Origin of the sequence: Micromonospora sp. NPDC005707 (genome assembly GCF_040631005.1) — a bacterium.
GTDB lineage: Bacteria > Actinomycetota > Actinomycetes > Mycobacteriales > Micromonosporaceae > Micromonospora.
Genome location: NZ_JBEXYR010000002.1, coordinates 432212 through 452484, shown reverse-complemented (window position 1 = coordinate 452484; position 20273 = coordinate 432212). Strand labels below are relative to the sequence as shown.

Sequence of the window (20273 nt, the reverse complement as noted above, 5' to 3'; positions counted from 1 at the left end):
GGGACCGCCACGGGGCATCGACAGTTGTGAGCTGTCAATTAAACTCGACGGACCCGCTGAGCAGTGCATAGTCGACGACGAGGAGCAGCATGGCCGAGCCGGACCGTCCCGTGCCCCACCGCCCGGGCGCGATCAGCCTCTTCTTCGTGGCCAAGGCCGGCGTCTTCGCCCTCGGCTTCTGGATCTGGCTGCTGGTGCTGGCGGTGCTCGGCGGCCCGGCGACCGGCGTGCACCTCATCGCCGCGACCGGGGCGGCCACCACGACGTTGGTCGGCGTGGTGCTGGGCGCCCGGATGGCGCTCCAGCGCGACGCCGCCGACCGGCACGCCGAGCTGAAGCGGCTGCTTGTCGACATCTCGTGGAACGCGTTCGCCGCCGCCGGCAACGCCGACGAGTCGGGGAAGGTGGTGCCGTTCCCGACCCCGTCGCCGGAGGGCGACCGGTCCACCAACCGGGGGCCCGGCGACCGGGTGCCCGCGGTCGAGCGGGGGGAGCGCAACCGGGGCGACCGCCGCCGCTAGGAGCGGCCGGCGAGCAGCGTCTCCAGCCGGGGCGTGACGCCCCACTGGTCGACGAGCTGACGGTATTCGGCGCGCTGGTCGCCGGTCGGCGCGCTCCCGGTGCGCCGGGCCCGGATCAGCAGGTTGCGCGGGGTGTGCCGGGAGTCGACGAACTCCACCACCTCGGCGCGGTAGCCGTGCAGCCGGAGCAGGCCGGCGCGCAGCGCGTCGGTGAGCACGTCGGCGAACCGCTCGCGCAGGATGCCCTGCCGGGTGAGCAGCTCGTACGGCGCCGGCGCCGGCGCGGGTCGGGCCCGGAGCTGGGCGGCCACGTCGTGGTGGCAGCACGGCGCGGCGAGCACCCAGCGGGCGTCCCAGCGCAGCGCGCGGGCCAGTGCCTCGTCGGTCGCCGTGTCGCAGGCGTGCAGCGCCAGCACCAGATCCGGGGCCGGCTCGACCTGAGCGTCGGCGATGGTGCCGGCCACGAAGCTCACCCGGTCGGCCCAGCCCAGCCGCTCGGCCAGCTCGGTGTTCCGCTGGCGCTGGTCCTCGCGGACGTCCACCCCGACCAGCGTCACGTCCAGCCCCCGCTGTGTCAGGTAGCGGTGCGCCGCGAAGGTCAGGTAGGCGTTGCCGCACCCCAGGTCGACCACGCGCAGCGGCCCGGTGAGGTCGTCCGGCAGGGTGGCCGCCAGCGCCCGGAGGAACGCGTCGACCTGGCGGCGCTTGGCCGCCGAGCCGCCGATCTCGGCGAAGATCGGGTCGCCCGGGTCGAGCAGCCAGTCCTTGGCCCGGTCGTGGCCGCCCGGCTCCGGGGCCGGCCGGCTGGCCGCCGCCCGGTGCACCTGCGCCTCGCCCGACTTGGTCACCCGGAGCTGGAGCGTGCTGCCGGCGGTCTCCACGTGCCAGTTGCCGAAGGGCTCGGCCAGCAGCGCGTCGACCGCCACGTCGGCCTCCGTGCCCGGTGCCACGTTCCGGGTGTACGGCCGCGCGCCGTCGGAGGTCGAGATCTGGAGCCGCGGGCCGCCCTTGAGGGTGACCGGGCGCAGCTCGGCGCGGACCACGGAGGGGCGCTGGCCGCGGCGGCGTCCCGCGGCGACCGCCCGGGTCAGGGCGGGGTCGAGCAGCAGGGCCCGCACCTCGCTCAGCGCGGCGTCCAGCGGTTCCGGCATGGCTTCCTCTTCCTCGACGGGCTCGGCCCAGCGGCCGTGGTGGAACGGGGACGTCCCCCGCACCGGATGACCGGTACGGGGGACGTCGGATGTCTCGCGGGTCAGTCGGCGGTCGCCTCGGCCGGCGTACCGGTGCCCCCGCCACCGCCACCACGGCGGCGCCGGCGGCGGCGCGGCTTGCCGGCCGACTCGCCCTCGGCGGCCGCGGCGACCGGCTCGGCGCCACCCTCGGTGGAGATCACCGCGGTGGGCTCGCCGGCGACCGACTCGCCGGCCCGGCGGCGCCGGCGGCGACGCGGGCTGCGGGTGCCCTCCTCGGCGGAGGCCTCGGCGGACGCCTCGGTGGGCGCGCCCTCGGCGGGGGTGTCGCTGTCGCCGCCGCGACCCCGGCGGCGCTCCCGGCCCCGGCCGTCGCCCCGGCCCTCGCCCCGGCCGTCGCCGCGCCGCGAGCCGCGCTCGCCGCGCTCGCCGCGCCGCGACCGGCCACCGCCCAGGTCCTCCTCGACCTCGGCCGACAGGCCGGCGCGGGTGCGGTCGGCGGTCGGCAGCGTGCCGCTGACGTCCCGGGAGATGTCCAGGTCGGTGTAGAGGTGCGCGGAGGTGTGGTAGGTCTCCGGCGGCTCGGGCATGTCGAGCCCGAGGGTCTTGTCGATGATCCGCCAGCGGGGCATGTCGTCCCAGTCGACGAAGGTCACCGCGACACCGGACGCCCCGGCGCGGCCGGTGCGGCCGATCCGGTGGGTGTAGGTGTCCTGGTCCTCGGGGCAGTCGTAGTTGATGACGTGGGTGACGCCGGTGACGTCGAGCCCGCGGGCCGCCACGTCGGTGGCGACCAGGATGTCGATCTTGCCAGCCCGGAACGCCCGCAGCGCCCGCTCCCGCGCGCCCTGACCCAGGTCGCCGTGGACGGCGGCGACCGCGAAACCGCGGAAGTCGAGGTCCTCGGCCACCCGGTCGGCGGCCCGCTTCGTGCGGGTGAAGATCATGGTCAGCCCGCGACCCTCCGCCTGGAGGATGCGCGCCACGATCTCGACCTTGTTCATCGAGTGGGTGCGGTAGACCAGCTGCTGGGTCTGCGGCGACGGGCCGGTTTCGGCGGTGTGCCCGGCGTGGATCGTCACCGGCCGGCGCAGGAAGCGCCGGGACAGCGCGACGATCGGGTCCGGCATGGTGGCCGAGAAGAGCATGGTCTGCCGGTCCTCCGGCAGCATCGCCAGGATCTTCTCGACGTCGTCGAGGAAGCCCAGGTCGAGCATCCGGTCGGCCTCGTCGAGCACCAGCGCGTGCACCCGGTCGAGCCGGAGGTGCTTCTGCTTGGCGAGGTCCAGCAGGCGGCCGGGGGTGCCGACCAGGATCTCGACGCCCTTGCGCAGCGCGTCGATCTGCGGCTCGTACGCGACGCCGCCGTAGATCGGCAGCACCCGGACGCCCCGGGTGCGGCCCGCGGCGTCGAGGTCCTTGGCGACCTGGAGGCCCAGCTCGCGGGTGGGGACGACGACCAGCGCCTGCGGCACGCCGTCGCTGCCCTCGGAGGGCGCGAAGACGCGCTCCAGCAGCGGGATGCCGAAGCCGAGGGTCTTGCCGGTGCCGGTCGGCGCCTGACCGATCAGGTCGACGCCGCGCAGCCCGATCGGCAGCGCGTACTCCTGGATGGCGAAGGCGCGGGTGATCCCGGCGGCGGCCAGCGCCTCGACGGTCTCCTGGCGGGCGCCGAGTTCGGCGAAGGTGGGAGCCTCCGGACGGACCGGAGCGGTGGGGGCCAGCTCGTGGCCCTGGATCTGCTCGCTCATATGGATTTGGGGGTGCCCTCTCGTGGTGCGCCCCGTCATGTCCTCAGGGCGCGAACGGTATGGCGCGGGCCACACGGTCGGCGGCGGTTTCGCCGAGCCGGACCGGGCCGCACGCGCGCCGGGGACCGGTGCTGATCAGCCGAGCTGAACGAATCGGTGCCCACGGCAACTGTCTCATCCTACCTGAACTGCCTCGGAGCCGTCCTGATTCCGGGTGACGGCACCGCGCCCGGGGGTGATCGGTGTGACCTGGGTCACCTTAAGGCGTCCTTGCGTGCGGGCGGTAGCCTGCGCTCGTGTCCGCCCCCGACCCCGCCCTGGTCGACCTGCTCGGCCTCGTCGCCTACGGCGAACTGCTCGCCTTCGACCGGCTGGCCGCCGACGCCCGCCTCGCCCCCGACCTGCGCCGCCGGGCCGCGCTGAGCGAGATGGCCGCCGCCGAGATCGCGCACTACCGGTGGATCGCCGACCGGATCACCGCGCTCGGCGTGACCCCCGACGAGGCCATGGGTCCCTACGTCGAGGCGTTGCATGCCTACCACGACTCGACCGAGCCGAAGGACTGGCTGGAGGCGGTGACCAAGGCGTACGTGGGCGACGCCATCAGCGACGACTTCCTGCGCGGGATCGCCGGCGGCCTCGACGGGCCGGACCAGCGCCTGATCCTCGACGTGCTGCACGACTCGCGGTACGCCGGGTTCGCCGCCGCCGAGATCCGGGCCGCCATCGAGGCCGAACCCCGGGTGGCCAACCGGCTCTCCATGTGGGCCCGGCGGCTGGTCGGCGAGGCGCTCTCCCAGGCGGGCCGGGTCGCGGCCGCCGACCGGGGCGCGCTCACGGCGCTGATCTCCCGGGAGGGCGTGGACGTGCCGGCGCTCTTCCGCCGGCTGACCGACGCGCACACCGCCCGGATGACCGCCGCGGGGCTGAACAACTGAACGCCGGGCGCCGCCGTGACGGGCTTCCCGCCACGGCGGGCCGGCCGGGGATGGCGGCCCGCGGAGGCGGGCCGACCGGTATCAGCGGACGGTGAACCCGACCGCGCGGGGCGAGGCCTCCGCGATCTCGACGTAGGCGACCTTCGTGACCGGCACGATGACCCGCCGGCCCTTCTCGTCGGTCAGGGAGAGGGTGCCCTCACCCTTGGCGACGGCGTCGGTCACGATCTGCTCGATCTCGGCCGGCGACTGAGCGCTCTCCAGGACCAGCTCCCGCGGCGCGTACTGCACGCCGATCTTGACCTCCACTGTGCCTCCTCAACTGGGGCGAAAAAGCCACCGTGGGAAGGCTATCCGATCTGGCGGCCCGATGTTCAGGCTGACTCACCTTGCAGCGGGAAGCTGGCGATGCCCCGCCAGGACAGGGCCGCGACCAGCGCCTCAGCCTCGGCCTTGGGCACCTGACGGCCGCCGGCCAGCCAGAACTGGGCGGCGGTCTCGGCGGCGCCGACCAGGCCGGAGGCGAGCAGCTCGGCGTGCGCCCGGCTCACCCCGGTGTCCGAGATGATGGTGTCGGTGATCGCCGCGATGCAGCCCTGCTCGACCCGCTCCACGCGCTGCCGCACGGCCGGGTCGTTGCGCAGGTCCGACTCGAAGACGAGCCGGAACGCCTCGCTCTCGTGGTCGACGAAGTCGAAGTACGCGCGCACCGAGGCGCCGACCCGTTCCTTGTTGTCGTTGGTGCCGCGCATCGCGTCGTGCACCTTCGCCACGATGGCGTCACAGTGCGTGTCCAGCAGCGCCAGGTAGAGCTCCATCTTCCCCGGGAAGTGCTGGTAGAGCACGGGCTTGGAGACACCCGCCCGCTCGGCGATGTCGTCCATCGCGGCGGCGTGGTAGCCCTGCGCGACGAACACCTGCTGAGCTGCGGCGAGCAGCTGCTTGCGCCGCGCCGAGCGGGGCAGGCGGGTGGGCCGGCCGGCGGTCTGCGCACCGTTCCCCACAGCGGTCATGGGAACCTCCGAGTTTCTCTGTACGAGCCGGCACTTATCACCCGAACCGGTCCGGGTTGGTGAACCCGTCGCGGAATTGGCCCGCCGCTGTAACTTATCGCCACTGTCACCACACGGTAGCCTCAGCGGGGGCGACCAAGGAGCGCGCGGTGAGTGAATCAGGGCAACCCGGAGCCGCCACCCCGGGAGAGCACGGCGACGGCACGGGTCAGCAGGACGACCTGGCCCGCGCCGGCAGCGGGTGGGCGCCCCCGGCGACCGGCTGGGCCCGCGGCGCTCCGGCGCCCGGCAGCTGGCCCCGCGCCGACCTCACCACCGGCTGGGGCGCCTCGTCCCCCCGGCACGGCGACCTCCCGGCCCCACTGCCCGGGCTGACCGCCGAGGAGCCGCCCGGGCGGGTCAACGGCCGCCACGTCAACGGCGTGCACCACGCCGGGGAGGAGCCGCCCGTGACCCGCGAGGCGCCGGTGAGTGCCCCGCCCGCGGACGAGCCGCGCCGGGAGACCGGCGCCGACCGGCTCATCGTGCCGGCCCAGCGGCCCGCGCCCGCGGTCGAGCAGCCGACCGCCGAGGCGGATCCCGGTGCCTCCCGGCACGCCCCCGACGACCCGTCGCCGGGGCGCGCCGCGCGCTGGGCGGAGAGCGGCCCGACCTCCGGGCCGCCGGCCCTCCAGGTGCCCCCGGTCGGCGCCACCGCCTCCGGCTTCGAGGTGCCCCCCGGCTTCCACGCGCCGACCGCCGAACGGTCCGAATCCGCACCGTCGCTCTCCCGTGGCTGGGCTGACCGCCGTCCGCCGGAGCAGCCTCCCGCTGAGGCGCCGCCGGCCGCCGGCCGGGCCGACCACTTCCCGGCGGACCAGCCCCCGGCCGAGGCGCCGTCGCTCTCCCGTGGCTGGGCCGACCGGCCGACCTCGGCCCCGCCCGCCGGCCCGGACGCCGGTGCCCCGGAGCGACGGCCCGCCGCCGAGCAGCCGCGCGCCGCGGCCGACGAGCGGGGCGCCGGGCCGGCCGGGGAACCGCCGTGGTCCGGCCCGGCCTGGAACCGCCAGAGCTGGGGCGGGGGCTGGGCGCCGCCGTGGGCGCGCGAGGACGAGTCGACCGGCCGCCCGGCCGGCGAGGAGGAGCCCGCCGGCCGCCGCGCCGCCCGCGAGGACGAGCCGGTCGGCCGCCGGGCCGCCCGCGAGGAGTGGGCGCCCGAGCCGGTCCGGCCCTACGAGCCGGCCCGGGTCGAGCCGCCCGCCGGCTACGACCCGCCCCGACCGGAGCCGGTCCGCCCCTACGAGCCGGTCCGGGCCGAGTCGCCCGCGGGCTACGAGGCGCCGCGCTCCGAGCCGTCCCGGCCGTCCGAGGTGCCCGAGTCCCGCCCCGGGCACGAGCCGGCCGCCCGGGAGATCCCCGACCGGCCCACCTGGGCCGGACCGCCCGTGCCCGTGGCTCCGTTCAGCGCACCCCCGCACACCACCCCGACCAGCGCGCCGCCCGTGCCCCACGAGGCGCCCACCGGCCCGCCACCCACCGGCTACCCGCCCGCGCCGCCCGTCCGCGCCGCCGAGGAGCGGGAGGCCAGGCCGTACCGGCTGCCGGGCGGCGCGGAGCGGTTGCCGGCCGGCCCGCCGCCCGCCCCCGTCGACCGCGCGCCCGCGCCCGCCCCGACGAGCGCACCTCCCTACGCGGCCCGCCGGTCCGCCCCGGAGCCGCCGCCGGCCGCCGAGGCGGCCGAGCTCACTCCGGTGCTGCCGCAGCGCGTCCCCGCCGAGCCGGATGTGCCCGTCGTGCCGGAGCCACCCGCCGTGGAACCACCCGCCGAGACCCCGGAACTCGCCCGCATCGCCACCCACCTGCGCCGGGACGACGAACCGGCGCCGCTGCGCGAGCGGCCGGAGGGCTTCGACGTCAACGCGATCCTCGACGCCGTCCGCGAGGTGGCCGGCGTCCGGGACGCGGCGCTGCGCCGCACCCCGGCCGGGGCGCACAGCCTCCGGCTGGACCTCGCCGACGGTGCGGACCCGGCCGAGGTGAGCCGGGTGGTCGCCCGGCTGCTCCAGGAGCGCATGGGGCTGGCCGCCGCCCCGCAGAACCTGCCCGGCGCCCCGGCGACCCCGCCGCCCCCGGTGCGCCGCCGGTCGGCCCAGCCGCGCGCCGACCGTCCCGCCGAGCCCCGCCCGGCCGAGGACCTGCCCGGCCCGGCCCGGTCCGGCCCGCAGTCCCGCCCGGCCGAGGAGGTGCCGGGCTCGGCCTGGTCGGCTCCGCAGTCCCGCCCGGCCGAGGAGGTGCCGGCCGCGGCCTGGTCCGCCTCCCAGTCCCGTCCGGCGGAGGACGTGGCCGGCCGCCAGTCCCGTCCGGCGGAGGACGTGGCCGGCCTTGAGCCCCGTCCGGCCCAGGACGTGACCGGCGCGCGGTCCGGCCCGGCGGAGGACCTGACCGGCCCGCGGTCCCGACCGGCCGGGGACCCGGCCGGTCCGAGGTCCGGCCCGAACCGGCCGGCCGAGAACCGGTCCGGCGAGGGTCGGTTCGCGGCGCCCGAGGCGCGCGCCGGCCGGCTCGCCGAGGCGCCGGCCGAGGGCGCCGACCCGGGGGCCGAGCCGCCGCGCCGCCGCCGGCAGGCCGGCGGCCACCGGGGCCGGGCCGCCGTGGAGGAGTCCTCGCTCGCCACCGCCCCGGCCGGCACGGCCACCGGCAGCCCGGCCACGCTCGGCACGTCGTACTCCGGCGGGCAGATGAGCACGACGGAGACCGCGCCGTCGCGACCGCTGGACACCGGCGGGCTGCCGGGGCCCCGAGTGGTGATCGACCACGTCCAGGTCAGCACCTTCGGCCTCGACGCCACCGTGGAGGTCCGCCTGCTCGCCAGGGACCGCACGGCGGAGGGGCACTCCACCGGGCCGGCCGTCGACGGCTACGTGCTGCGGCTCTGCGCGGTCGCCGCGGCCGCCGCGGTGGACGAACTGCTCGGCCAGGCCGCGTCGCCCGGGGACCGGGGGCGGTGCTTCGTCGAGCACACCGCCGTGGTCCCGTTCGGCAACTGCGAGGTGGCGACCGTGGTGGTGCTGCTGGTCTGCGACGGCTGGGTGGAGCAGCTCGCCGGTTCCGCCCTGGTCGCCGGGGATCCCCGGCAGGCCGTGGTCCGGGCCACCCTGGCCGCGGTGAACCGCCGGCTGGAGGCGCTGCTCGCCTGAGCCGGTGTCGGGCCGCGCCGGTCCGGGAAGACTGGAGCCATGAAGCCCGCCGCCCTCTGGCCGGAGCACCTCCTGCCCGCGCACCACGTCCCGCCGCCCTGGCCCGGCCGCAACGTCCGTCTCGACGGCACGGTGACGTACGTGCGCGACACCCCGGCCACCGCCCGTGGCGCGGAGCCGGCGCTGTACGTGCACGGCCTCGGCGGCTCGTCACAGAACTGGACGGACCTGGCCGGCCTGCTCGCCGACCGGCTCGACGGCGAGGCGATCGACCTGCCGGGTTTCGGGCGCAGCGAGCCGGGCCGGCGCTACACGGTGCCGTCGTTCGCCGACCGGGTGGTGCGGTGGATCGAGCACAGCGACCGGGGGCCGGTGCACCTGTTCGGCAACTCGCTCGGCGGCGCCGTCTGCGTCCGGGTGGCGGCGCTGCGTCCGGACCTGGTCCGGACGCTGACCCTGATCTCCCCGGCCCTGCCGTTCCTGGACTTCCGGCGCTCGCTGCAGGGCCGGATGCTGCCACTGCTGGCGATCCCCCGGGGCGAGCGGCTGGCCGCCTGGCGGCTGGCCCAGGTCGCCCCCGAGGTGATGGCTGAGCAGGTGATGGAGGCGTGCATCGCCGACCTGACCCGGATCAGCGAGCAGCGCCGGCAGGAGGCGATCGAGGAGATCCGGATCCGCTACGAGGCGGCCCACTACGCCGCCGCCTACGTCCGCACCTTCCGTGGCCTGGTCTCCAGCTTCCTGCGGTCGTACCTGCCCGGGTCGGGGTCGCTGTGGCGGCTGGCGGCGCGGGTGCGGGTGCCGACGCTCGTGGTGGGCGGGCGGCAGGACCGCCTCGTCGACGTGCGGGTGGCGCCGCAGGCCGCCCGGGTGATCCCGGACAGCCGCCTGCTGTCGCTCGACGGCGTCGGGCACGTGGCCCAGTTGGAGGTGCCCCGGACCGTGGCACGGGCGGTGCTGGCGCTGCTCGCCGAGGCGTCCCCCGACGGGTCGCCGCCGGGTGGGGAACGGCCGGATGCCCAGGCCAGGGCACTGATCACCGAAACGGGGGAGAGCGGGCGGCGCCGCGACATGGCAGGCTGAGCCGGATGCCCACCTCCGTCCGTCCGCGTGCCGCGCGGCCCACCGCCCCGCCCGCCGGCCGCTGGCGGTCCGCCGTGGTGATCTGCGCCTTCCTCGTCGCCGCCGCGGTCGGCATCGGGGTCGCGCTGCAACATCCGTTGGTCGGGGCCGAGGCGCTCGTCAGTTCCGGCTCGACGACCCAGCCACCTCAGCCGGCCGGGGGGCCGGCGCCGTCGAGCGCGTCGCCGTCGTCGTCGCCTTCACCGTCGCCGGATCCGGTGCCGAGCACGCCGGTGCTGCGGATGCCCGGTCCGGTGCCCGCGCACGGCCGGGGGAGCTTCGGCTACGACGACCGGACCGGCGGGGTGCTGGGCCGGGCCGGCGTGCTGCGCCGGTTCCGGGTGGCGGTGGAGAACGGCTCCGGGGAGGACGCGCACGCCTTCGGTGACGCCGTGCAGCGGGCGCTGGCGGGGCCGGGGAGCTGGGTGGACAGTGGCCAGCTGCGACTGCAGCGGGTCGGGCCGGGCAGCCGGTCGGACTTCACGATCTACCTGGCGACCCGGGACACCGCGGGCCGCCTCTGCCGCGCCGGTGGCATCGACATCCGGGTGGGCGGCGTGCCGTACACGTCCTGCCGGGTCACCGGCAAGGTGGTGATCAACCTGGACCGGTGGCGGATCTCGGTGCCGCACCTGGTCGCGGCGAAGCTCCCGCTGGACACCTACCGGCTCTACGTCATCAACCACGAGGTCGGTCACCAGTTGGGGCACCACCACGAGGCCTGCCCGGGGAAGGGCCGGGTGGCGCCGGTGATGCAGCAGCAGACGCTCTTCCTGAACGGCTGCCGGCCGAATCCGTGGCCGTACGTGGACGGGAAGCGGTACACCGGTCCGCCGGTCTGAAAGACCTGATCGTGGCGATGAGAAGTATTCCGTGGGAGAAGCGGCAAAAAGGGCTAATTGCCCGAATTGACGTGGCACGCTGAGGGCATGACGTCGTCGTCCCCTTACGACCCGCCTGACGATCCCCGCCCGCCCCGGCTCGACTTCGCCCGCCCGCCGGCCCACCCGGGAACCGCCCCGCCGGCCCGTCCCGGCCTGCGCCGGATGCGGCGGCGCCGCCGGCGGGCCGTGCTGCTCCTGGTGGCGCTGCTCGTCGCGGTGGCCGGCGCGGCCGGGGTGACCCGGCTGGCCGGGCCGGGCGGGCTGGTGCACCTGTCCGGCCGGCATCCGCTGGCCGCAGCCAACCCCTCCCTGGCCAACGGCGCCGGCGACGGGCCCCGATCCGAGCCGGGCGGATACCCCACCGCCGGCCCGGGCAGCTTCGCCGCCGCCGACGGCCGCTCGCCGGTACGCGGTTACGACGGCCCGCTGCGCCGCTACCGGGTCGAGGTCGAGCAGGACGCCGGGCAGGACGTGGACGAGTTCGCCGCCACCGTGGACGCGGTGCTCGGCGACCCGCGCAGCTGGATCGCCTCGGGCGAGCTGCGGGTGCAGCGGGTGCCCGAGGCGGCCGTCGCCGACTTCACCATCTACCTGGCCACCCCGGCCACCTCGGAGCGGATGTGCGCCGAGGGCGGGCTGAGCACCGAGCGGTACACCTCCTGCCGGCTGCCCGGCCGGGTGGTCATCAACCTGGCCCGGTGGATGGAGGCGGTGCCCGACTACGGCGCCCCGCTGGACGTCTACCGGACGTACGTGGTGAACCACGAGGTCGGGCACGAGTTCGGCGAACTGCACCAGGCCTGCCCCGAGCCCGGCGCCGCCGCCCCGGTGATGCAGCAGCAGACGTACGGGCTGGACGGCTGCGTGGCGAACGCCTGGCCGTACGTCGACGGGGTTCGCTACTCCGGCGAGCCGACCGACGGGGTCTGAGTTATTCCCGCTCCCGCATGTCGGGCGACGTGGCCCTCATCATGGCCGATCCCCACCGGGGCGAGCGACAATGGCGCGGTCCCACCGCCGATCCCGGGGAGTCCACCGTGTCGTTGCCCCCGCTCGTCGAGCCCGCCGCCGAGCTGACCGTAGACGAGATCCGCCGCTACTCCCGCCACCTGATCATCCCGGACGTGGGGGTCGAGGGGCAGAAGCGGCTGAAGAACGCCCGGGTGCTCTGCGTCGGCGCCGGTGGTCTCGGCTCGCCGGCCCTGATGTACCTCGCCGCCGCCGGTGTCGGCACCCTCGGCATCATCGACTTCGACACCGTCGACGAGTCCAACCTCCAGCGCCAGATCATCCACGGCGTGTCCGACGTCGGCCGGTCCAAGGCCGAGTCCGCCGCCGCCTCGATCCGCGAGATCAACCCGCTGGTCAACGTGGAGATCCACAACACCGCGCTGGACCGGGACAACGTCCGGGAGATCTTCTCCGGCTACGACCTGATCGTCGACGGCACCGACAACTTCGCCACCCGCTACATGGTCAACGACGCGGCGGTGCTGCTCGGCAAACCGTACGTCTGGGGTTCGATCTACCGGTTCGACGGCCAGGCGTCGGTGTTCTGGGCCGAGCACGGTCCCTGCTACCGCTGCCTCTACCCGGAGCCGCCGCCGCCCGGCATGGTCCCGTCCTGCGCCGAGGGTGGCGTGCTGGGCGTGCTCTGCGCGTCCATCGGGTCGATCCAGGTCAACGAGGCGATCAAGCTGCTCGCCGGCATCGGCGAGCCGCTGGTCGGCCGGCTGATGGTCTACGACGCCCTGGAGATGAGCTACCGCAAGATCAAGGTCCGCAAGGACCCGAACTGCGTGCTCTGCGGCGAGAACCCGACGGTCACCGACCTGCTGGAGGACTACGAGGACTTCTGCGGCGCGGTCTCCGACGAGGCGCAGGAGGCGGTGGTCGACTCGACCATCACCGCCCTGGAGCTGAAGGAGTGGCAGGACGCCGGCAAGGACTTCTTCCTGGTCGACGTCCGCGAGCCGGCCGAGTACGAGATCGTCCGGATCCCCGGCGCCACCCTGATCCCCAAGGGCGAGATCATTTCGGGCGGGGCGCTGGCGAGGCTCCCGCAGGACAAGCAGATCGTGCTGCACTGCAAGTCCGGTGTCCGCTCCGCCGAGGCGCTCGCCGCGCTCAAGGCGGCCGGCTTCAAGGACGCCGTGCACGTCCAGGGCGGCGTGCTCTCCTGGATCAAGCAGATCGACCCGGCGCTGCCGGCCTACTGAGGTCACGTCGAAGGGCCCTCCCGGGTGTGCCGGGAGGGCCCTTCGCGTACCGCCGGTGGGCCGGGCCACCCCTGGCCGAGCTACCGAGGCGTAACCACGTTTGCGCCGGTAGCGTGACTGCCGTGGTGGATCTGGACGCGGCGATCGGCTTCGTCGTGGCGCACGGCGACGCGGTGGACCGCGCCCGCCTCTCCCGGCTGCGCACCGGCGCACCGGTGCCGCCCGACCTGCTCGACGCGGCCGAGGCCGGGCAGGCATCCGGCGGTGGGTGGCCGGCCGTGCTCGACGGCGAGGTCGCCTCGGTCGACGCCACCTGCTACCGCCTGTCCGAGCTGGACGACCTCGGGGCGCTGGGCCGCCCGGCCGCCCGGCACGCCCTGGACTGGCTGGCCGCCCGCCAGCTCGCCGACGGCGGCTGGGACGAGGACCCGTCGCTGGCCGGGTTCGCCCCCGAGTGGGCCACCCCGGGCGACCCGGAGGCCCGGCTCTTCCTCACCGCCAACGCCGGGTTCTGGCTCACCGTGGCCGGGCTGGACGCCCGCGCCGCCGGGCCGCTCGACCACCGGGTCGGCGGGGCGTACGCCGGTGTGGTGCAGGCGGCGGCCCACGCGCTCGCCGCGCAGCTCGCGCCGGACGGCAGTTGGCCGTCGTTCCTCCCGGCCGGCTGGCTCGCCGCGGCCGTGCTGCACCGCCAGCAGCTCTACTACGAGTCCGCCCGGATCCAGGCCGTGCTGGCCGAGCGGATCCCGCAGATGTCGCCGGCCGACGTGGCCTGGCTCGCCGCCACGCTGCGCCGGGTCGACGTGGGCGAGGAGCAGTGGCTGCTCGTCTCGGCCCGGCGGCGGCTCGCCGAGACCCAGCGCAGCGACGGCGGCTGGGACAGCGACGACGGCCACCAGTTCGACGTGCACACCACGCTGCGGGCGATCCGGGCCTGCCGCCCCACCACCCCGGAGGCTCCGGTCTCCGGCGCGCCGTTCGTCGCGCCGCAGCCGGCCGCGCCGCCGCTGGTGCCCGCGCCACGTCCGGCGCCCTCGGGCGACCTGGTCCTGCCGCCCGTCGTGCCGCTGCCGAGGCCGGCCCCGCCGTCCGCTCCGCCACCGGAGTCGGCGCCACCGGAGCCGGCCGCGCCCACCGCCTGAGCCGGCCCGCTCAGCGCAGGTGGCCGTCGCCGGTGACCACGTACTTGGTGCTGGTCAGCTCGGGCAGCCCCATCGGGCCGCGGGCGTGCAGCTTCTGCGTGGAGATGCCGATCTCGGCGCCGAAGCCGAACTCGCCCCCGTCGGTGAACCGGGTGGAGGCGTTCACCATCACCGCGGCCGCGTCCACCCGGGCCACGAACTCGCGGGCCGCCGGCTGGGAGTCGGTGACGATCGCCTCGGTGTGGCCGGTGCCGTGCCGCCGGATGTGCGCGACCGCCGCGTCCAGCGAGTCGACAACGGCGACCGAGATGTCGGCGGAGAGGTATTCGGTGTCGAAGTCCTCGTCGGTGGCCGGCACCACCGCGTCGGAGTAGGCGGCGACCCGCGCATCGCCGTGCACGGTCACCCCGGCGTCGGCGAAGGCGGCCAGCACGGCCGGCAGGAAGGCGTCCGCGACGCCCGCGTGCACCAGCAGGGACTCGGCCGTGTTGCAGGTGGACAGGCGCTGCGTCTTGGAGTTCAGGGTGACCGCCACGGCCTTGGCCAGGTCGGCGGCGGCGTCCACGTAGACGTGGCAGTTGCCCACCCCGGTCTCGATCACCGGCACGGTCGACTCCTCGACCACGGTCCGGATGAGCGACGCGCCGCCGCGCGGGATCAGCACGTCGACGAGGCCCCGGGCGCGCATCAGCTCCTTGACCGAGTCGCGGGTGCTGGCGTCGAGGAGCTGCACCGCGTCGGCCGGCAGGCCGGCTCCGGCGACCGCGTCGCGGAGCACCGCGACCAGGGCGGCGTTGGAGTGCGCCGCCGAGGAGGAACCGCGCAGGAGCGCGGCGTTGCCGGACTTCAGGCAGATCCCGGCCGCGTCGACGGTCACGTTGGGGCGGCCCTCGTAGATGATGCCGACCACCCCGAACGGCACCCGGACCTGGCGCAGCTCCAGCCCGTTGGGCAGGGTCGCGCCGCGGACCACCTCGCCGACCGGGTCGGGCAGCGCGGCCATCTGCCGCAGCGCGTCGGCGATGCCGGCCACCCGGGCCTCGTCGAGGGCCAGCCGGTCCAGCACGGCCGCGCTCAGCCCGGCCTCCCGGCCGGCCGCCAGGTCCGCCGCGTTCGCGGTCAGGATCTCGGGGGTACGCGCCACGAGCGCGTCGGCCATCGCGTGCAGCGCGGCGTCCTTGACCGTACGGGTGGCGACCGCGAGGGCCTCCGCCGCGCCCCGGGCCCGGCGGGCCTGCTCCACCACACTCATCGCGTACTCCTCACAGCAGGACGAGGTCGTCGCGGTGGACGACCTCCCGTTCGTACGCCGGGCCGAGCGCCGCGGCGAGTTCCGAGGTGGAGCGGCCGAGCAGCCCGGGCAGCTCGACCGCGTCGTAGTTGACCAGCCCGCGGGCGACCGGCGCGCCCTCGGTGTCGACCAGGTCCACCGGGTCCCCGGCCGTGAACGCGCCGTCGACCGCGGTGATCCCGGCCGGGAGCAGGGACTTGCGCCGCCCGACCACGGCCTGCACGGCGCCGGGGTCGAGGTGCAGCCGGCCGCGCGGCGCGGTGGCGTGCGCCAGCCAGAAGAGCCGGGCGGCCGGGCGCCGGCTGCTCGGGTGGAAGAAGGTGCCGACCGGCTCGCCGGCCAGCGCCGGCCCGGCCAGCGGCGCGGCGGTGAGCACCACGGGTACGCCGAAGCCGGTGGCTATCCGGGCCGCCTCGACCTTGGTGACCATGCCGCCGGTGCCCACCCCGGCCCGCCCGGCGCCGCCGATGTCGACGCCGGCCAGGTCGCCCTCGCCGTGCACCTCGCTGATCCGGGTGCTGCCGGCGCGGGTCGGGTCACCGGTCCACAGCGCGTCCACGTCCGACAGCAGCACCAGCAGGTCGGCGTCGACCAGGGCGGCCACCAGCGCGGCGAGCCGGTCGTTGTCGCCGAACCGGATCTCCTCGGTGGCGACCGTGTCGTTCTCGTTGACGATCGGCACGGCCCGCAGGTCGAGCAGCTTGCGCAGGGTCCGGTACGCGTTGCGGTAGTGCGCCCGCCGGGTCACGTCGTCGACGGTGAGCAGCACCTGCCCGACGGTCAGCCGGTGCCGGGCGAAGGCCGCCGCGTACCGGCCGATGAGCAGGCCCTGCCCGACGCTGGCGGCGGCCTGCTGGGTGGCCAGGTCGCGGGGGCGCCGGGGCAGCCCGAGCGGGGCCAGGCCGGCGGCGATCGCACCGGAGGAGACCAGTACGACCTCGCGCCCCGCGGCGGCGAGCGCGCCGAGCGTGTCGACCAGCCCGTCGACGCGGGTGTCGTCCAGGCCGCCCGCCGGGGTGGTCAGCGAGGACGAGCCGATCTTGACGACGATCCGGCGGGCCGAGGTGACTGCTTCGCGCACCGGACCATTCTGCGCGCTGCGGTCCGCCGCACCCCGGCGCGTTCCCATATCGTGGCAGCCCGTGACACCTGACGAGTACGTCGAGGCGGTGCTGGACCTGGTCGAGCGGATCCCACCGGGCCGGGTGATGTCGTACGGGGCGGTGGCCGACGCCCTCGCCGAGCGGTCGGGGCGGGCGTCGGCCCGGCTGGTCGGTTCGATCATGGCCCGGCACGGTGGCGGGGTGCCGTGGCACCGGGTGGTGAACTCGGCCGGCCGGCTGCCGCCGGGGCACGAGGTGGAGGCCCGGGCCCGGCTGCGTGCCGAGGGCTGTCCCCTGCGCCCCTCGGGCGTGGACATGGCGGCGGCGTGGTCGCCCGACGAGGGGATGTGACCGCCGACATAACGTGAGTAGCATTCGGCTCCATGACAGGAACGGGCGGGAGCCTGCCTCGCCGGGTGCACGCCGGATACGCGCTGGGCTCGCTGGTCACCGGCGCGTTCGGCACGGTGCCCGGGCTGCTCCTGCTGCCGTACCTCACCGACACGCTGGGCGTCGCGGCCGGGGTGGCCGCCCTGCTGGTGCTCCTGCCGAAGGCGTGGGACGTGCTCGTCAACCCGGTCGCCGGGCGGATCTCCGACCGGACCCGGTCCCGCTGGGGCGCACGCCGGCCCTGGCTGCTCGGCGGCGGGCTGGCGCTGGCCGCGCTCTTCGCGTCGATCTTCGCCGCGCCGTTCGGGTCCGGCCCGGCCGCCGGGACGTACGTGGCCGTGGCGTTCCTGGCCACCGCGACCGCGTTCGCCTTCTTCCAGGTGCCCTACGTGGCCATGCCCGCCGAGCTGACCGACGACCCGGCGGAGCGTACCCGGCTGATGAGCTGGCGGATCGCGGTGCTGGCGCTGGCCATCCTGGTCTCCGGGGCGGTGGCCCCGGCCGTGGTGACCGCCGGCGGTGACGGCGTGCCCGGGCACCGCTGGATGGGCCTGTTCGTGGCGGCGCTCATCGTGGCCGGCACGATCGGCGCATTCCTCGGCACCCGGTCCGCGCCGGCCGGCACGGTGGGGGAGAGCGAGCCGAGCCTGCGCGCCCAGCTCGCGGTCGCCGGCCGGAACCGGCCGTTCCGCGTGCTGCTGGTCTGCTTCGTGATCCAGTCCGCCGGCGTGGCGACCGTGCTGGCCGGGGTGAAGTACTTCGCCGGCCAGGTACTCCGCGCCCCGGACAGCGGCCCGACCCTGCTCTTCGCCTGCTTCGTCGGCCCGGCGCTGCTGGTCATGCCGCTGTGGACCCGGGCCGGCGCCCGGCTGGGCAAGCGCGCCTCGCTGATCGCCGCCTCGCTGATCTTCGCGGCCGGCGCGCTGGCCCTGGTCGCGTCCCCCGCGCTGCCGGCCGCCGGGGTGTACGCCGTGGTCGCCCTCATCGGCGTCGGCTACGCCGGCCAGCAGGTCTTCGCGCTGGCCATGCTGCCGGACTGCATCGCCTACGACACCGCCCGCACCGGCCGGCGGCAGGCCGGCGTGTTCACCGGGCTGTGGACCGCCGGGGAGACCTTCGGCCTGGCCCTCGGCCCCGGCATCTACGGCCTGGTCCTCCAGCTCTCCGGCTACGTCTCCTCGTCGACCGGGGTCGCGGCGGCTCAGTCGGCGACCGCCCGGCTCGGCGTGCTGCTCGGCTTCACCGTCCTGCCGGCCCTGCTGGTCGCCGCCCCGGTGGTGCTGCTGCGCGGCTACACCCTGACCCCGGCCCACCTGGCCGCCGCGTCCGCACCCGGCGGGGTCGCGCCGGCGGCGCGGGCCTGAGGCACGCGCGTCCGTCCGCCCGGACCGTCACGAGAGGAAACCCCGAGCACGATGACCGACACGGCAGGTACGGGCGCGCTGCCCGTCGAGGGGGTGCCCGCGGCACGGGTGCTCGACGAGATCCGGGCCCTCCGGGCGGCCGACCGCCCGACGCACGGCGGGCGGCTGTTCGCCTACGTCTACGACCCCGGAGTGGCCGGGCTGGACGAGCTGGCGCAGGCCGCACACGCCGAGAGCGCCCACGTCAACGGCCTGGACCCGACCGCCTTCCCGTCCCTGCTGGCCATGGAGAACGCGGTCGTCGGCGCGGCCGCCCGGCTGCTCGGCGGCGGCCCCGGCACGTCCGCGCCGGACGTGGTCGGCAGCGTCACCAGCGGCGGCACGGAGTCGCTGATCCTGGCCGTCAAGGCGGCCCGGGACGCCCGGCCCGACCTCGCGGAGCCGCGCATCGTGGTGCCGGTCAGCGGGCACGCCGCGTTCGCCAAGGCGGCCCACTACCTGCGGGTGGCCCTCGACCCGGTGCCCGTGGACCCGGCGACCCTGCGCCCGGCGGTCGCCGACGTGGCCGCCGCGATCCGGCCCGAGACCGTGCTCGTGGTCGCCTCCGCGCCGTCGTACGCGCACGGCGTCGTCGACCCGGTGGCGGAGATCGCGGCCGTGGCGGCGGCGGCCGGGGTGCGATGCCACGTGGACGCCTGCTTCGGGGGCTGGACGCTGCCCTGGCTGCGCCGGCTCGGCGCCCCGGTGCCCCCGTTCGACTTCGCCGTGCCCGGGGTCACCTCGATCTCGGTCGACCTGCACAAGTACGCGTACGCCCCGAAGGGCGTGTCGGTGCTGCTGCACCGGGACGCGGGGCTGCGCGCACCGCAGTTCTTCGCGTACGCCGACTGGCCCGGCTACACGATGGTCAACCCGGTGATCGCCTCGACCCGATCGGGTGGGCCGATCGCCGCCGCGTACGCCACCCTGCGGCACCTCGGCGAGGACGGCTACCTGCGGCTGGCCGCGCTGACCCGGGACGCGGTCGCCGGGCTGGCCGACGCGGTCCGCGCGGTCGACGGGCTGCGGCTGCTGGCCGAGCCGGAGTCGACGGTGGTCTGCTTCACCGCCGACGACCCGGGGCTGGACCTGTTCGTGCTGGTCGACGAGCTGACCGCCCGGGGCTGGCACACCCAGCCGCAACTCGCGTACGCCGGCCTGCCGGCCAGCGTGCACCTCACGGTGACCGCCGCGGTGGCCCCGCGGGTCGCCGAGTTCGGCCCGGCGCTGGCCGAGGCCGTGGCGGCCGCCCGGGCGGCCGGGCCGGTCGTGCTGCCGCCGGAGCTGCTGGCGCTGGCCGGCAGCCTCACCCCGGAGGCGCTCACCCCCGACCTGATCGTCGGGCTCGCCGCCGGCCTGGGGCTCGGCGCCGGGCCGGCGGACCGGATGGCGGCGGTGAACACCCTGCTCGAGGCGGCCCCGGTCCGGCTGCGGGAGCGGCTGCTCGTGGAGTTCGTCGGGCTGCTGCAACGACCGACCTGGTGAGGCCACCGTCGTGCTGTGATTGACTGTCACGTCAGGGGGATCTGCGAGGGAGGCCCGAGGTGCAGGTGCCGGCCGTGCTCGGCGAGCCGATCCGGTTCGTGCTGAACTGGGGCCGCCGCTACTCGCTCTGGGTGTTCAACTTCGGGCTGGCCTGCTGTGCCATCGAGTTCATCGCCACCAGCATGGGCCGGCACGACTTCATGCGGCTCGGCGTGATCCCGTTCGCCCACGGCCCCCGCCAGGCCGACCTCATGGTGGTCTCCGGCACGGTCACCGACAAGATGGCCCCGGCCGTCAAGCGGCTCTACGACCAGATGCCCGAACCGAAGTACGTGATCTCGTTCGGCGCCTGCTCGAACTGCGGCGGACCGTACTGGGACTCCTACTCGGTGACCAAGGGTGTCGACCAGCTCATCCCGGTCGACGTCTACGTGTCCGGGTGCCCGCCCCGCCCGGAGGCGCTGCTGCACGGCATCCTCCGCCTCCAGGAGAAGATCGCCGCCGAGCAGTCCGGCGTCGGCGGCGTGCCGCGCCCGGACCGGCTCGCCCCACCGGTCGACCCCCGGCCCGCGGAGAGCACCCCCCGGCCGGTGGAATCCCTCACCGCGCCACCGGTACGTCCCCCGGCCGGCTGAGCCGCGAGGT

Annotated in this window: 17 protein-coding genes and 1 pseudogene; 12 read left to right on the top strand and 6 right to left on the bottom strand. The window is 76.0% G+C overall.

What is annotated here, in order from left to right:
* The first annotated feature begins 89 nt into the window (after nt 1-89).
* Nucleotides 90-521: a hypothetical protein gene (locus tag ABZ452_RS04695; protein WP_357938885.1), complete on the top strand. Its 432-nt coding sequence runs from the start codon at nt 90-92 to the stop codon at nt 519-521.
* On the opposite strand, the gene ABZ452_RS04690 is transcribed toward ABZ452_RS04695, so the two are convergent.
* The gene (locus ABZ452_RS04690) at nt 518-1672 is read right to left on the bottom strand and encodes an SAM-dependent methyltransferase (protein WP_357938883.1); all 1155 of its coding nucleotides are present in this window, start codon (nt 1670-1672) and stop codon (nt 518-520) included. The genes ABZ452_RS04695 and ABZ452_RS04690 overlap by 4 nt on opposite strands.
* Before the next feature lie 101 nt (nt 1673-1773).
* A complete protein-coding gene (locus ABZ452_RS04685; RefSeq protein ID WP_357938881.1) occupies nt 1774-3462 on the bottom strand; it encodes a DEAD/DEAH box helicase in 1689 nt (562 codons plus the stop codon).
* A 296-nt stretch (nt 3463-3758) separates the two neighbouring features.
* Between ABZ452_RS04685 and ABZ452_RS04680 the strand changes: the two genes are divergently transcribed.
* Nucleotides 3759-4400 carry a ferritin-like fold-containing protein gene (locus ABZ452_RS04680; protein WP_357938879.1) on the top strand — a complete coding sequence of 214 codons (642 nt, stop codon included), beginning with the start codon at nt 3759-3761 and terminating at the stop codon, nt 4398-4400.
* 81 nt (nt 4401-4481) lie between these two features.
* Here ABZ452_RS04680 and ABZ452_RS04675 read toward each other — a convergent pair whose 3' ends face one another.
* Nucleotides 4482-4709 (bottom strand): DUF3107 domain-containing protein, encoded by a 228-nt coding sequence (locus ABZ452_RS04675; protein ID WP_091317774.1) that lies wholly within the window; start codon nt 4707-4709, stop codon nt 4482-4484.
* A gap of 65 nt (nt 4710-4774) precedes the next feature.
* On the bottom strand, nt 4775-5413 hold the full coding sequence (locus ABZ452_RS04670; protein WP_262282994.1) for a TetR/AcrR family transcriptional regulator: 639 nt from the start codon (nt 5411-5413) through the stop codon (nt 4775-4777).
* A 149-nt stretch (nt 5414-5562) separates the two neighbouring features.
* Between ABZ452_RS04670 and ABZ452_RS04665 the strand changes: the two genes are divergently transcribed.
* The 6 genes and pseudogenes from ABZ452_RS04665 to ABZ452_RS04640 form a co-directional block, all read left to right on the top strand.
* Nucleotides 5563-8589 (top strand): hypothetical protein, encoded by a 3027-nt coding sequence (locus ABZ452_RS04665; RefSeq protein WP_357938877.1) that lies wholly within the window; start codon nt 5563-5565, stop codon nt 8587-8589.
* Nucleotides 8590-8628: 39 nt separating this feature from the next.
* On the top strand, nt 8629-9672 hold the full coding sequence (locus ABZ452_RS04660) for an alpha/beta hydrolase (RefSeq protein WP_357938875.1): 1044 nt from the start codon (nt 8629-8631) through the stop codon (nt 9670-9672).
* Between the two features lie 5 nt (nt 9673-9677).
* A complete protein-coding gene (locus ABZ452_RS04655; protein ID WP_357938873.1) occupies nt 9678-10553 on the top strand; it encodes a DUF3152 domain-containing protein in 876 nt (291 codons plus the stop codon).
* Between the two features lie 87 nt (nt 10554-10640).
* Nucleotides 10641-11525 carry a DUF3152 domain-containing protein gene (locus ABZ452_RS04650; protein ID WP_357938871.1) on the top strand — a complete coding sequence of 295 codons (885 nt, stop codon included), beginning with the start codon at nt 10641-10643 and terminating at the stop codon, nt 11523-11525.
* Between the two features lie 41 nt (nt 11526-11566).
* Nucleotides 11567-12814, top strand: coding sequence for an adenylyltransferase/sulfurtransferase MoeZ (gene moeZ, locus ABZ452_RS04645; protein ID WP_357939103.1), 1248 nt, complete (start codon nt 11567-11569; stop codon nt 12812-12814).
* A 71-nt stretch (nt 12815-12885) separates the two neighbouring features.
* Nucleotides 12886-13755: pseudogene (locus ABZ452_RS04640) on the top strand (hypothetical protein); the annotation flags it as partial.
* A 211-nt stretch (nt 13756-13966) separates the two neighbouring features.
* Here the strand turns inward: ABZ452_RS04640 and ABZ452_RS04635 are convergent.
* Nucleotides 13967-15208 (bottom strand): glutamate-5-semialdehyde dehydrogenase, encoded by a 1242-nt coding sequence (locus ABZ452_RS04635; RefSeq protein ID WP_357938869.1) that lies wholly within the window; start codon nt 15206-15208, stop codon nt 13967-13969.
* 10 nt (nt 15209-15218) lie between these two features.
* The gene (gene proB, locus ABZ452_RS04630; RefSeq protein ID WP_357938867.1) at nt 15219-16376 is read right to left on the bottom strand and encodes a glutamate 5-kinase; all 1158 of its coding nucleotides are present in this window, start codon (nt 16374-16376) and stop codon (nt 15219-15221) included.
* 13 nt (nt 16377-16389) lie between these two features.
* Between proB and ABZ452_RS04625 the strand changes: the two genes are divergently transcribed.
* Genes ABZ452_RS04625 through ABZ452_RS04610 form a run of 4 tightly spaced genes read left to right on the top strand, consistent with a single transcriptional unit; the run spans nt 16390 to nt 20263 of the window.
* On the top strand, nt 16390-16701 hold the full coding sequence (locus ABZ452_RS04625; RefSeq protein ID WP_357938865.1) for an MGMT family protein: 312 nt from the start codon (nt 16390-16392) through the stop codon (nt 16699-16701).
* Between the two features lie 32 nt (nt 16702-16733).
* Entirely contained in the window at nt 16734-18104 is a 1371-nt protein-coding gene (locus ABZ452_RS04620) for an MFS transporter (RefSeq protein WP_357938863.1), read from the top strand.
* Between the two features lie 51 nt (nt 18105-18155).
* Complete coding sequence (locus ABZ452_RS04615) at nt 18156-19628, top strand: aminotransferase class V-fold PLP-dependent enzyme (RefSeq protein ID WP_357938861.1); 1473 nt, start codon at nt 18156-18158, stop codon at nt 19626-19628.
* 59 nt (nt 19629-19687) lie between these two features.
* Complete coding sequence (locus tag ABZ452_RS04610; RefSeq protein ID WP_357938859.1) at nt 19688-20263, top strand: NADH-quinone oxidoreductase subunit B family protein; 576 nt, start codon at nt 19688-19690, stop codon at nt 20261-20263.
* Nucleotides 20264-20273 lie beyond the last annotated feature (10 nt).